4 protein-coding genes are annotated in these 15,537 nt (G+C 59.3%); all 4 read left to right on the forward strand.

What is annotated here, in order from left to right; genetic code table 11:
- The first annotated feature begins 356 nt into the window (after positions 1-356).
- The 4 genes from ACSQ3P_RS22690 to ACSQ3P_RS22705 all read left to right on the forward strand — a co-directional run bounded on the left by ACSQ3P_RS22690 (position 357) and on the right by ACSQ3P_RS22705 (position 15,478).
- Positions 357-1,031 carry a transposase gene (locus ACSQ3P_RS22690; RefSeq protein WP_436167746.1) on the forward strand — a complete coding sequence of 225 codons (675 nt, stop codon included), beginning with the start codon at positions 357-359 and terminating at the stop codon, positions 1,029-1,031.
- Positions 1,032-2,011: 980 nt separating this feature from the next.
- Complete coding sequence (locus ACSQ3P_RS22695; protein WP_436167747.1) at positions 2,012-2,815, forward strand: hypothetical protein; 804 nt, start codon at positions 2,012-2,014, stop codon at positions 2,813-2,815.
- A gap of 121 nt (positions 2,816-2,936) precedes the next feature.
- Complete coding sequence (locus tag ACSQ3P_RS22700; protein WP_436167748.1) at positions 2,937-3,479, forward strand: hypothetical protein; 543 nt, start codon at positions 2,937-2,939, stop codon at positions 3,477-3,479.
- A 539-nt stretch (positions 3,480-4,018) separates the two neighbouring features.
- Complete coding sequence (locus ACSQ3P_RS22705; RefSeq protein WP_436167749.1) at positions 4,019-15,478, forward strand: calcium-binding protein; 11,460 nt, start codon at positions 4,019-4,021, stop codon at positions 15,476-15,478.
- Positions 15,479-15,537 lie beyond the last annotated feature (59 nt).

Genomic DNA, 15,537 nt, shown 5'->3' on the forward strand with positions numbered 1-15,537 from the left:
ATGACGTACAATTGGCAAGACTTGACTCCTACGACGATTACTAATCTATTTCTTTATGGAACAGAGACCCCGCCCACCGATTTGATTAGCAACGCGCTTATCCGCCCTCCGGAGACCAAAACGACGATCAAGGTCGACGCCGTCTCGTTCATGACTTCCGGGCCAGGTCGATTTGCAAACGCGGCGCTGTCGCCGGTAGTCGGGGCTTTTTTCGATTCTGTCTTGCCCGTGTTTCAGGAAACTGGAGTTCGGCGAGAATACTCCCGCGATGCGATGGCTTCTCTTCTCGGATCAGAAGCCAAGTTTAGTATTACGGTGACAGTTTACTAATTACTCCGCACTGCTACCGTGCGCGCATGACCCGTCTCGCCCGCCTCGTGGTTCCTAGCCTTGCCCATCATGTCACGCAGCGCGGGAACCGGCGCGAGCGCGTGTTCTTCGGGGACGACGACTACGAGGCCTATATCGGGCTCCTGAAGGCCTATGCGCCCAAATCCGGTACGCGGCTGATCGCCTGGTGCCTGATGCCGAACCACGTCCATCTCCTGGCTGTTCCCGAGACGCCCGATGGCCTGCGCGCTCTGCTCGGCGAGGCGCATCGCCGCTACACGGCGCGGATCAATGCCCGCAACCGCTGGACCGGGCACCTCTGGCAGGGGCGCTTCGGTTCGGTCGTCATGGACGAGGGCCACCTTGCCCATGCTGTGCGCTATGTCAGCCTCAATCCGGTGCGGGCCCGCCTCGTCGCCCGGGCTGAAGAATGGCCGTGGTCGAGCGTCCGCGCCCATCTGAGCGGGGATGCCGATGGCCTGACCGATCTCGGGCCGGTGCTGGAGCGCTTTCCCGATTTCGCCAGCCTGCTGGAGACAGAAGAGGACGCGGCTGCGGCCAATGCCCTTCGCCTGGCGGAGACGACCGGCCGTCCACTGGGCGCGCCGTCGTGGATCGCTACGCTTGAAACGGCGGCCGGCCGCGCGCTTGCGCCGCAAAAGCGCGGGCCCAAGCCAAAATTAAGTAAACTGTCGCCGTAATTGCTGGTCGAAACCGGCAGGGCCCGCGAAGACGAGGATTGAACGAAGGCGTTGCGGCCTCAAAGGGCATCGAGAGCGCTGCGGCAGCGGGTGTGCGATCGCGAGCGGCGGCGTCAAGTGCAACGCTGCGCTTAGGGCCCGTTTGGAACCTCCAGCCCTCATCCTGAGGAGCCGCGAAGCGGCGTCTCGAAGGATGCTCCAGCTTGCGGGGAGCCTCCTGGAGCATCCTTGGACCTTCCCGTTCAAGCTCTGTCGGCTGATGCGATCGCCGATCTGTCCGGAACACTCGGAATCAACGGTCCCCTGTCCGCCCTCCAGATCCGGCAGGGTCTCGATCGATAGATTCGCGGGGAGGGCTGCACCTCGCGAGCGCGGCGGTGAGGCTCTGTTGTGAGCGCGGACACGCCCCACTCCAACGATGGTTCGCGTGTCGCCGACTCCTCATCCTGGCCAGCGAGGCCGGTTGTATCGATGCGACACCGACGGTTGTGTTTACTGGCGACTGGGCGGAACGACGGAAATGCTGGAATTTCAGCGAATTTGTCGAAAATGCGCTGAAACAGCCGTCTTCACTTTCCGTCTCTGCGTTGGCGCACCAAAGACGCCGAAATATGAAACATTTGGGAAAAGTCGACGCCCTTGAAAAAACACATTGCCCTTGCGGCCCGCCGCCTCTTATTCTCGCATAGGTAGCGAATCGAGGGCGGCCGCCGGAATGATGTTGTCATGGGTTCGGGCCGGCTGGCCTGATGGAGCCGCTGCTGTTGCGTCAGTGGCGGAGCGCAGTTTTGGCTCTGGGGGCGAAGCGATCTGATGCGTATTGCGGTGGTCCTTGCGGCGGGGGGATGCGTTGGTCGCGCCTGCTCGCTAGCACTCGTAAGGGTTGAAATGCGAGGTCGAGTGAGAATGAATTCTTGGCAATCCCATTCCGTCGCCACGCCGGTCGAGCACACAACGCTCATGTGGCGGCGACAGGCGCTGTGAAGAAATTCATTCGTATCCTGGCCGCGCTCACAGTGGCGACCCTGCTGGTTCCGTTTGTATGGCTCGCAGCTGCGGCCATGGAAGAACTCGCGAATAGCTGGACCTATCGCTACCGATTGACGCTGTCGGTTTTGGCGGATGGCATGATGCATACCGGCACGGCAGTGGTTCAAGTTCGCGTCACGCGAAAATCCGGCATGCTTCCCCAAACCCGTGGTGTCTCGACGAGCGTGTCGGGCGAGGCGGTAGCAGTGAACCTTGGCCCCCGTGGCGTGCTGTTTGCGCTGTTGAAAGATATTGAGCGGCCATTCAAGCCCATCAGGATGTGGCGCTCCTCTCCAGACGAAATCGTTCAGTCAGCCTTCCCGCGCGCGGATGACGACAAAAGCGACGAGGGGCTGCCGCGTTCGCTGGAGCGTTATGCTCGTGCTGGCGAAACCAGAGAGTTGCAACCCGAGCAGCTCCCGCTTCTCGTCAGATTTCGCGACATGAGCGACTCCAGAACAGTCGAGCGGGTTGATCCGAACGCCTTGGAGGCGTCGTTTGGACCGGGCGTACGCCTGACCAGGGCGACGATCGAGACCGTGCCTGTCGGCATGCTGTCATATCTGCCTTTTGGCTGGGCCGGGCCACAATGGCTCACAGGCGTACCGGTAACGCGGCATATGCTGAGGCAAAAGCTGCCATGGCTGTCGTCAATCCCAGAACATTACCTGATTGAAGCGTCTGGGCGTACCGGCGAACCTTATCTGAATTTTACGACGCATGGCGATTTCATTAAGGAGTACCATACGGGATGATGGTGTTCAGCGCCCGGTCGAATCCGGATTCAGGAGAATAAATGCCCCGTGGGTCAATTGATCGGGCTTGGAGCAATCCGCGATCTCAAGCCTCTAATGCTCGCCTTGATGGAGGCGCATGATGACAGGGTATATTTTTTCACGTGCGTCAGCTGCCGCTGCACTGCTGTTTCTCTCGCTAAGCGAAACGCTACCCGCAAGGTCAAATACCATTTATTCTTATTTCCAAGACATCAAAAATGTTTGTTCTCAGATAGAAATTTACCCGCCTACAGCCGATCAAACGCTAATTAGCTCCGTGAAACGCATCACTAACTCTGAGATTTTAAGCATCTCTCGTAGCCGCAATTTGAACGTAAAATTTGAAGAAGGCAACCAGTGTTCTTCCAAATCTCAAGATCGCGGCAATCTAAAGGTTGTTTATACAATCTCAGTTGAGCCTGTTCCGGGCACCCAATTGCAGGCTCTGTCATCGATGGTCGAGTTATATTCTACTCATATCGAAGGCAGACTTCAGCGCGTGGCGCCTCCGAAAGTCTCTTTCTGCGCGACCAGCGACGCGCTTGCATCATGCATATCTAAAGAAATAATAGAATTATCAGAGATCTATGTTTTGGAAGGCCTAACAAGATCTATGTTATCTACTAGTGGGGGGAATCCATGACAAATGCTGCGCAGAATATTTCGGGATTACTCACCGGAAGCAAGTGGAATAATAGTACTATTACGTTTTCATTCCTAACGGAGATGCCGCTGTACCAGTCGGACGTTACGCCTGCATCTGGACAACCTATTCTTTTTTCTGAGCAGCAGAAATCAGCTATACGTGCGTTATTTGATCAGATCGCAAAGATTATCAATGTCACATTTGTCGAAGTAATACAAGATAACTCAACGGGTTCTATAGGCGATATAGCTTTTGGATTGAGCCCCAATATTCCTCATCCCACTGCTCCAGCGATAGCAAATCTGAACCTCAATTCTCCGGGCGCCGGAGGGGATATTTGGTTTAAGGATAATTTTAATGGGGGCAATACTCAAGGGTTCCGTTCCACAGTTCTCCACGAGATTGGCCATGCATTGGGCTTGGCTCATCCTGATTCTTCGCTCGACGCCTCAAGTAGAAGATATACTGTAGAGGCGTATTCATCAGACGGGCTGGTTGATTCAAATGGGAGTGCCTATCTTCCCGACAAATTACAATTGTATGATATTAGCGCTCTGCAGTACTTGTACGGATCAGCGTCAAATAATACTGAAAATAATACTTATAGTTATGCAGGTAATGTTTTAGAATCAATTTGGGATACCGGAGGCATAGACACACTCTCTGCGCAAGGGCTGACCTCCGAGGTCGTCCTTAATCTAAATGATACAGCTTTTAGTTCGATCGGGCCTTGGCCGAATCGGGGGCTTAACGCGGTTGAGGGGCCAGCCAAGAATATTTCAATCGCAAAGAATGTCGAGATCGAGAATGCTACTGGAGGTTCGGCGAACGACCTCATAATCGGTAATGAACTTAAAAATGAGCTTAAGGGAGGGGCGGGTAATGATGTCATTTTCGGTGATGAAGTGGAGGCTCGCCGACAGTTAGGAGACGGTGGTCCGTTCCGTGGCTGGCTTCTAGGCGACGACCTGCTGGAGGTGAAAAGCTACCAGGCAGCTGGCACCACGGATGCTCAAGACAACGATAAAATACTTGGCGAAGCGGGTGAGGATTGGGTATTTGCAGGGCGCGGCGACGATGAAGTCGACGGAGGAGCCGGTAACGATTTTCTGGATGGCGGTGCTGAATCGGACACCGCTGTATACGACGGTATCACAGGCGAGATTACGCTCCGCTTGAAACCGCAGGGCGAGGTACCTCAGGGGGTTAAACCTGATGGATCTCCAGTTCTAACGGTGGAGTTCACTCGGTCCGGCCAATCCGGCGCTGAAATAGATCAAATTCGCAACTTTGAAACAGCTCGCTTCGGTGATGGTACGAGTTCAATTCATCTGAAATTATTTGAGGAGATGGGCGGTGAAAACAACAAAATCATAAAAGTCGATGCCGGAAGCGGCTCCGAAGACAAGTTGGATTTGAGCGGGATCACTAGCAAGGGGGTTCATCTTGATGGAGGAGATACATTAAAATTCGGGGGCTTGGAGTTCTCAGGTTTTGAGAAATTCGTTCTGACGGCGGAAGCCGATACGTTTAGTGCCACAAGTGCAACGAAGGCCGTCGATGTAAATGGTGGCGGTGGAGACGACAATCTGGAAGGCGGCGGCGCCGACGATATTCTCGCTGGCGGCGACGGGAACGATACCCTGAATGGCGGCGAAGGACAGAATAAACTATCCGGCGGCGATGGGAATGACGAATTAAGAGGTGGCACGGAAGGTAACGTTTTTGACGGTGGGGCCGGCTCTGATAGCTTCCATGTTAATCCTTCGGATAGAGTTCTGGATAGTGGCGTAGATGATAAATTGTATTTAGGTGATATGAACGTTACGAAAGTCAAAGTATTATCTGTTGGTAGAGAGTATGCTGACTTTCCTACTGATCAGTATCTAGCTGGTTATAACGGATTCTACCTCGGATATACCACTCCTGAATTTGCAAGTGGTCGGGATGCATTTTCTAGGGGGCCAATATTCATTCATTCCCAGGATAACCTATTCATTTACGGTCCCGGTGGAGCGGTCGCTGTTCTTTCGGATTACGCTTCCGGGGATTTCGGCCTGAAGACCGCTGCCGACATGAGCTACGTGGAGACTGCGCGTGCAGATTATGATTCACGCCCTCACCATACCAACTCGAATTTTTTCGTTACACCCTATCTTAAATTGCTTGCGTACTCTGTTAAGATCAATGCCAGGTTGAGCGATGCCAATCCTGATAATGACGATCTTGCCCTAGATGCCGCTGATCAGGCGTACGTCGACTCACTATTCGGCATTTCCGGCGAGGCGAGACAGAGCCGAGCCGCCGCTACAGGAAGCGCTTCGGATGATAGCCTCAACTTTGCGCAGGAAGATTCAATGGGTTTCCATCAGGAGACCTCGCTTGCGACAAATGTTGTGCCAACTCAAGTAGCTGGTACTGCCGCGTTCGAAGTGCTGCAGGGGACAGAGGGAAATGATGAGATCAGCGGCGGCGGCGGCATCGATCTGTTGATTGGCGGAGGCGGGTCCGATACATATTTGTATCGCCCAGTAGATGGCTCTTATTATATTGCGGAGAGCGCGTCAGGAGGTGGCGAGGCCGACGTACTGCAGTTTCAAAGTTTGAATTCCGCAGACATCGAGTTTGTTATGTCTGGATCGGATCTCATATTATTTGCTCGAACGTTCGACGACCCGGCCACACATGTTTATGGCGTAGATCGGAATATCTTCATATTTGATCAGTTCTCGGGCGACGGCGAGAGCGGTATTGAGCAAATCATTTTTGCAGATGGCACCATCTGGGATCGCGCTCAGATCGCCGCGCGAGCCGCCAGCACCGAAAATCACGCGCCAACAGATCTTTTGTGGAGTGGATCTGCTGTTACAGAAGTATCTTTGAGAGATCGTTTTGTTGGTCAGGCACTTGGGAAGGACCCGGACGGCACCCACAGCGCGTACTATTACCTCACTAATGATGCGAATGGGCGGTTTCGGATTACGGCTGATGGGTATGTCTATGCAGTAGCCGGCGCTGATATAGACTTCGAAACCGCATCGTCCCACGAAATTACCGTTGGCATAAGCGACAGCGGCGGGCTCACTTTCGAAAAGTCCTTTACGATCTCGGTCGCAAACGGTCCCGAAATCGTCGGTACGTCAAGTGGCGATAATCTCACAGGAACCGCGGCGGGCGAAGTTATATATGGACGCGATGGCAATGACCGAATTGATGGCGGGGGCGGTGACGACAGTTTGGCCGGCGGCTCAGGTAACGATGTTTACGTGTTTGGAGACGCATTCGGGAACGACTTTGTTTTTGAGAACTACGACGCTACGGCGATCGATGCCATTGAATTCGGCGCTGGCGTGGCACCTGCTGACCTGATTCTCAAGCGTGTCGGCGATAATATCCGGATAGCTCTCCCCTCTGGGGCAAGCATTGAGATCCATGGCCAGTTCGCTGCGGAAGGGCCGCGGATTCAGGAGTTCCGCTTTGCGGACCTCACAATTTGGACGGCACTCGATATTCAAAAGGCCTATCTGCAACAAGCCGGCACCGACGGTAACGACTATCTGGTCGGCTTTGATGCCGACGACGTTTTTAATGTGGGCGCTGGTGACGACGATGTTTTTGCGGGAGAGGGTGATGATAACGTCGATGGCGGTGCTGGTGATGATGTTCTGTCCGGAGGCGGCGGAAGCGATGCAATTATAGGTGGTGTTGGAGACGACCAGCTCAGCGGAGGCGAGGGCGCGGACCTCTTTGTGTTTGAACCCGGTTTCGGAAAAGACGTCATTAGCGACTTCTCTCCCCACCAGCGACAGGGACAGGTGTACGATCCTGACGGTGACAAACTCGTTTTTGATAGAGCCGTTTTTAAAAATTTTTCAGAGGTAATGTCTGCCGCAATCCAAGCCGGTCCTAATACAATTATTTACGTTGACAATGACAATTACATTACCCTGAATTGGGTAAAAACCAGTGACCTTACTGAGGATGATTTTGATTTCGTGGGTGAAGAGCCCACCTGGGACGCGACGATCATCGGGACTACCGCATCGGAGACGATCGAGGGCACAGCGATTGAGGACATCATCTTCGGCAAGGAGGGAGATGACACAATCAGCGGCAGCGCGGGCGGCGACGTCTACATCTACCGCTCCGGCGACGGCAGCGACACGATCAACGACGGTGCCGGCTACACCGACAATGTCGACGTGCTGCGCTTCACCAACCTCAACGCCAGCGACCTGTCGCTGACGCGGGCGGGCGACGATCTCAAGATCACAGTCATTCCGACCGGTGAGGTGATCACCGTCGCCATGCAGTTCTACTCAACCACCGAGAGCTGGGGCATCGAGCGCTTCGACTTCGCCGACGGCACGAGCTGGGATCTCGCGACCATCAACGCAAATGCGGCTATCGACCCAACGGGCGATGCCACTGTCATCGGCACGCAGGCCGGAGAGACGGTCCTGGGTACGGCAATCGAGGACATTATCTTTGCCAAGGAGGGCGACGATGTAATCACCGGCGGCGCCGGTGGCGACGTCTACATCTACCGCTCAGTGGACGGCAGCGACACGATCGCGGACGAAGCCGGATACACCGACAATGTCGACGTGTTGCGCTTCACCGACCTCAACGCCAGCGATCTCAGCCTGACGCGGGTGGGCGACACGCTGAAGATCGCAATCATACCTACTGGCGAGCTGATTACAGTCGAGCGACAGTTCTACTCGACTGAGGAGAACTGGGGCATCGAGCGCTTCGACTTTGCCGACGGCACGAGCTGGGATCTCACGACGATCAATGCCAATGCTGCGGCTGGCCCCACGGGGGATGCGACGATCGTCGGAACATCAGCCGGAGAAGTGATTGCAGGCACCGGGGTAGAGGACATCATCTTCGGCAAGGAAGGCGACGATCAGATCACCGGCAGCGCCGGCGGCGACATCTACATCTACCGCAGTGGCGACGGTAGCGACACGATCGATGACCTGGCAGGGTACACCGACAATGTTGACGTGCTGCGATTGACCGATCTCAACGCGGCCGACATCAGCCTTGTTCGAGATGGTGACAAGCTGAAGGTGACCGTGACCTCGACGGGAGAGGTCATCACTATCGACCATCAGTTCTACTCGACGACCGAGAACTGGGGCATCGAGCGCTTTGACTTCGCCGACGGCACGAGCTGGGATTTGGCGACCATCAATGCCAGTGCAGTGGTGGATCCCAATGGGGCGCCGACTGTGGTCGGAACCTCGGGCAATGACATCCTCGTAGGTTCGGCCGGAGTTGACGTGATCCTTGGCGACACCGGCGATGATGAGATCACCGGCGGCGCCGGCAACGACACGCTGGACGGCGGCGCCGGAGCTGACACGCTCATCGGCGGAGTCGGCAACGATATCTACCTGGTCGACAATGCCTCGGACGTCGTGACCGAAGCAGCCGCCGAGGGCATGGACGAAATCCGCACCAGCCTTGGCGCCTATACACTCTCGGCCAATGTCGAGAACCTGACCTATACCGGCTCGGGCAGCTTCGCCGGGACCGGCAACGGCTCCGCCAACGTGATCACCGGCGGGTCCGGGGACGACACGCTGGATGGCGGCGCCGGAGCTGATACGCTCATCGGCGGTGCCGGCAACGATATCTATATCGTCGATGACGCTTCCGACATCGTGACGGAAGCTGCGGCCGAAGGCACGGACGAAGTCCGTACCAGCCTCGGCGCTTACACGCTCGCCGCCAATGTCGAGAACCTGACTTATACCGGTTCGGGCAACTTCGCCGGGACCGGCAACGACTCTGCCAACGTGATCACCGGCGGGGCCGGGGACGACACGCTGGACGGCGGCGCTGGAGCCGACACGCTCGACGGCATGGCTGGGTCAGATACGGCGAGTTACGCGACCAGCGCAGCCGCTGTCACGGTCAACCTGGCTACAGGCATCAATACGGGTGGCGACGCCGAAGGCGATATCTTGATCGGTATCGAGAATCTGGTCGGGTCTGCCTTCGATGACAGCCTGACCGGAGATGCCGGCAATAATGGGCTGACGGGAGGGGCCGGCAACGACACGCTGGATGGTGGCGCCGGAGCTGACACGCTGATCGGTGGAGCCGGCGACGATATTTACCTGGTCGACAATGCTTCGGACATCGTGACGGAGGCCGCGGCCGAGGGCACCGACGAAGTTCGCACCAGTCTCGGTGCTTATACGCTCACCGCCAATGTCGAGAACCTGACCTATACCGGTTCGGGCAACTTCGCCGGGACCGGCAACAGCGGCGCGAACGTCATCACGGGCGGCGCGGGCGATGACACACTTATCGGCGGCGCTGGCGCCGACACGCTGATTGGCGGCCTCGGCTCCGATACCGCGTCCTATAGCGGCAGCTCCGCGGCCGTGACGGCAAATCTGGCGACGGGCGTCGCTACAGGCGGTCACGCGGCTGGCGATGTGTTCGCCGAAATCGAAAACCTGACGGGCTCGTCCTTTGGCGACAGCCTGACGGGTGACGCTGCAGTAAATAGTCTGAGCGGAGGCGCCGGCAACGACACGCTGGTCGGTGGCGCTGGCGCGGACACGCTCGACGGGGGCGCAAACACGGACACAGCCAGTTATGCCGCCAGCGCGAGCGCGGTCACGGTCAATCTGGCGACCGGCGTCAACACGGGCGGCGATGCAGAAGGCGATGTGCTCATCAGCATCGAGAACCTGGTTGGATCGGCCTTTGACGATACCCTTCGTGGAAACGGATCCGCCAATGTCCTGACGGGTGGCGCGGGCGCCGACACGCTGGATGGCGGCGCAGGCGGCGACACGCTGGCTGGCGGCACGGGCGACGATATCTATCTGGTCGACAACGCCGCGGACGTCGTGACCGAAGCGGCGGCCGAGGGGACCGACGAAATCCGCACCAGCCTTGGCGCCTATACGCTCTCGGCCAATGTCGAGAACCTGACCTATACCGGCACCGGCGACTTCACGGGCACGGGCGATGGCGGCGCCAATCTGATCACGGGCGGGTCCGGCAACGATACCCTGATCGGCGCCGGTGGAGCCGACACGCTGAATGGCGCGGGCGGGTCCGACACCGCCAGCTACACGACTAGCGCAGCAGCGGTCACGGTCGATCTCGCCACGGGCGTCAATACGGGCGGCGACGCCGAAGGCGATGTGCTGATCAGCATCGAGAACCTGATCGGCTCGGCCTTCGACGACACCCTGTCCGGGGACGTCAACAACAATGCGCTGACGGGAGGCGCCGGCAACGACACGCTGAATGGTGGCGCGGGCGCTGATACGCTGGATGGCGGCACGGGGGCAGATACGCTGGTCGGCGGGATCGGCGACGACATCTACGTCGTCGACAATGTTTCCGACGTCGTGACGGAGGCTGCGGGCGAGGGCACGGATGAAATCCGCACTAGCCTCGGCGCTTACACGCTGTCCGCCAATCTTGAGAATCTGAGCTTTATCGGCACCGGCACCTTCACCGGCACGGGCAACGCGTCCGCCAATGTGATCACGGCTGGGGCTGGCGATGACATCCTGATCGGCGCCGGCGGCGCGGACACATTGAATGGCGCGGCCGGGTCCGACGCGGCGAGCTATGCGGCAAGCGCTGCCGCCGTCACGGTCAATCTGGCGACGGGCGTCAATACGGGCGGCGATGCAGCCGGGGACACGCTCACCAGCATCGAGAACCTGATCGGCTCGGCCTTCGCGGACAGCCTGACGGGCGACGGCGCGAACAATGTTTTGACGGGCGGCGCCGGTGCGGACACCCTGGACGGCGCGGCTGGGTCCGACACGGCGAGCTATGCGGGAAGCACTGCCGCCGTCACGGTCAACCTGCTGACAGGCGTCAACACCGGCGGCGATGCGCAAGGCGATGTCCTCACCGCGATCGAGAACCTGATCGGCTCCAGCCTGGTCGATACGCTGAAAGGCAATGCCTCGGCGAATGTGATCGAAGGCGGCGCGGGCGCGGACACCATCGATGGCGATGCCGGCTCGGATACGGCGAGCTACGTCTCCAGCAATGCCGCGGTCACCGTCAACCTGACGCTGAGCACGCAGTCCGGAGGCCACGCCCAGGGCGACGTCCTGACCAATATCGAAAACATCATCGGCTCGGCTTATGCCGATACGCTGACCGGCAATACCGGCGTCAACGTTCTTTCCGGCGGTGGCGGAAACGACACGCTGATCGGTGGCGCCGGAGCCGACACGCTCAACGGCGATGATGGCAGCGATACGGCGTCTTATGCCGCCAGCGGAGCTGGGGTCGCGGTCAATCTCGCGACGAATGTCAACACTGGAGGCGACGCTGCAGGGGACCTCCTATTTGGTGTCGAGAATGTGACCGGCTCGGAGTCTGCCGACACGCTGATTGGTGATGCGGGTGCCAACATCCTACGAGGCGGAGGTGGTGCGGATCTGATCCAGGGTGGTGCCGGCGCCGATACGCTGGACGGCGGATCTGATCCCGGCTCAGGCGTCGGCGACACGGTGAGCTATGCGAGCAGCGGGTCGGCTGTGTCGATCAACTTCCAGACGGGTGTGAACACGGGCGGCGATGCGCAAGGCGACGTGCTGAGCGGGTTCGAGTTCGTGGTTGGCTCGGCCTATGGCGACACCTTCACGACGGCGAACAATTATGTGGGCTATACCTACTGGACGGGTGGGGCTGGCGACGACCTTTATGTGATCAACAACAACTACACCTACGACCTCGTGACGGAGGCGGCGAACGCGGGCACGGACGAGGTGCGGGTCAGCGTCCTTGGCTCCTACACGCTGACGGCCAATGTCGAGAACCTGACCTATACGGGGACGGGCGGCTTCACCGGCACGGGCAATACGCTGGCCAACATCATCACCGGCGGCAACGGCAACGACACGCTGGTCGGCGGCGGTGGCGCCGACACCCTGATCGGCGGGGCGGGCACGGATACGGCGTCCTATTATGGTGGCGCGGGCGTGACGGTGAACCTGGCGACAGGCGTGCACACGGGCGACGCTGCGGGTGACGTGTTCATCGGGATCGAGGTCTTCCAGGGCTCGGAGTCTGCCGACACGCTGATTGGTGATGCGGGTGCCAACATCCTACGAGGCGGAGGTGGTGCGGATCTGATCCAGGGTGGTGCCGGCGCCGATACGCTGGACGGCGGATCTGATCCCGGCTCAGGCGTCGGCGACACGGTGAGCTATGCGAGCAGCGGGTCGGCTGTGTCGATCAACTTCCAGACGGGTGTGAACACGGGCGGCGATGCGCAAGGCGACGTGCTGAGCGGGTTCGAGTTCGTGGTTGGCTCGGCCTATGGCGACACCTTCACGACGGCGAACAATTATGTGGGCTATACCTACTGGACGGGTGGGGCTGGCGACGACCTTTATGTGATCAACAACAACTACACCTACGACCTCGTGACGGAGGCGGCGAACGCGGGCACGGACGAGGTGCGGGTCAGCGTCCTTGGCTCCTACACGCTGACGGCCAATGTCGAGAACCTGACCTATACGGGGACGGGCGGCTTCACCGGCACGGGCAATACGCTGGCCAACATCATCACCGGCGGCAACGGCAACGACACCCTGATCGGAGCTGGTGGCGCCGACACTCTGATCGGCGGGGCGGGCACGGATACGGCGTCCTATTATGGTGGCGCGGGCGTGACGGTGAACCTGGCGACAGGCGTGCACACGGGCGACGCTGCGGGTGACGTGTTCATCGGGATCGAGGTCTTCCAGGGCTCGGAGTCTGCCGACACGCTGATTGGTGATGCGGGTGCCAACATCCTACGAGGCGGAGGTGGTGCGGATCTGATCCAGGGTGGTGCCGGCGCCGATACGCTGGACGGCGGATCTGATCCCGGCTCAGGCGTCGGCGACACGGTGAGCTATGCGAGCAGCGGGTCGGCTGTGTCGATCAACTTCCAGACGGGTGTGAACACGGGCGGCGATGCGCAAGGCGACGTGCTGAGCGGGTTCGAGTTCGTGGTTGGCTCGGCCTATGGCGACACCTTCACGACGGCGAACAATTATGTGGGCTATACCTACTGGACGGGTGGGGCTGGCGACGACCTTTATGTGATCAACAACAACTACACCTACGACCTCGTGACGGAGGCGGCGAACGCGGGCACGGACGAGGTGCGGGTCAGCGTCCTTGGCTCCTACACGCTGACGGCCAATGTCGAGAACCTGACCTATACGGGGACGGGCGGCTTCACCGGCACGGGCAATACGCTGGCCAACATCATCACCGGCGGCAACGGCAACGACACGCTGGTCGGCGGCGGTGGCGCCGACACCCTGATCGGCGGGGCGGGCACGGATACGGCGTCCTATTATGGTGGCGCGGGCGTGACGGTGAACCTGGCGACAGGCGTGCACACGGGCGACGCTGCGGGTGACGTGTTCATCGGGATCGAGGTCTTCCAGGGCTCGGAGTCTGCCGACACGCTGATTGGTGATGCGGGTGCCAACATCCTACGAGGCGGAGGTGGTGCGGATCTGATCCAGGGTGGTGCCGGCGCCGATACGCTGGACGGCGGATCTGATCCCGGCTCAGGCGTCGGCGACACGGTGAGCTATGCGAGCAGCGGGTCGGCTGTGTCGATCAACTTCCAGACGGGTGTGAACACGGGCGGCGATGCGCAAGGCGACGTGCTGAGCGGGTTCGAGTTCGTGGTTGGCTCGGCCTATGGCGACACCTTCACGACGGCGAACAATTATGTGGGCTATACCTACTGGACGGGTGGGGCTGGCGACGACCTTTATGTGATCAACAACAACTACACCTACGACCTCGTGACGGAGGCGGCGAACGCGGGCACGGACGAGGTGCGGGTCAGCGTCCTTGGCTCCTACACGCTGACGGCCAATGTCGAGAACCTGACCTATACGGGGACGGGCGGCTTCACCGGCACGGGCAATACGCTGGCCAACATCATCACCGGCGGCAACGGCAACGACACCCTGATCGGAGCTGGTGGCGCCGACACTCTGATCGGCGGGGCGGGCACGGATACGGCGTCCTATTATGGTGGCGCGGGCGTGACGGTGAACCTGGCGACAGGCGTGCACACGGGCGACGCTGCGGGTGACGTGTTCATCGGGATCGAGGTCTTCCAGGGCTCGGAGTCTGCCGACACGCTGATTGGTGATGCGGGTGCCAACATCCTACGAGGCGGAGGTGGTGCGGATCTGATCCAGGGTGGTGCCGGCGCCGATACGCTGGACGGCGGATCTGATCCCGGCTCAGGCGTCGGCGACACGGTGAGCTATGCGAGCAGCGGGTCGGCTGTGTCGATCAACTTCCAGACGGGTGTGAACACGGGCGGCGATGCGCAAGGCGACGTGCTGAGCGGGTTCGAGTTCGTGGTTGGCTCGGCCTATGGCGACACCTTCACGACGGCGAACAATTATGTGGGCTATACCTACTGGACGGGTGGGGCTGGCGACGACCTTTATGTGATCAACAACAACTACACCTACGACCTCGTGACGGAGGCGGCGAACGCGGGCACGGACGAGGTGCGGGTCAGCGTCCTTGGCTCCTACACGCTGACGGCCAATGTCGAGAACCTGACCTATACGGGGACGGGCGGCTTCACCGGCACGGGCAATACGCTGGCCAACATCATCACCGGCGGCAACGGCAACGACACGCTGGTCGGCGGCGGTGGCGCCGATACCCTGATCGGTGGGGCGGGCAACGATACGCTGACCGGTGGCACGGAGAGCGACAGCTTCATCTTCGTCTCCGGCTTCGGCAAGGACACGATCACGGACTTCGTGGCTGGAGCGGGCTCCGTCGACGTCATCGAGTTCGACGATGCGGTCTTCGCAAACCTCAGCTCGGTGCTGGCAGCTGCAAGCCAGGTCGGTGCGGACACGCTGATCACCTATGACGCCAACACCACGATCACGCTGAAGAACGTGACGATGAGCAATCTTCACGCTGACGATTTCCGGTTCGTGTGATCGATTGATGCGCCATTTGATCCTCTCACCGGCGCGGGTCTTGTCCGCGCCGGTTCAAC

Origin of the sequence: Allobosea sp. LjRoot9 (assembly GCF_964252745.1) — a bacterium.
Classification (GTDB): domain Bacteria; phylum Pseudomonadota; class Alphaproteobacteria; order Rhizobiales; family Beijerinckiaceae; genus Allobosea.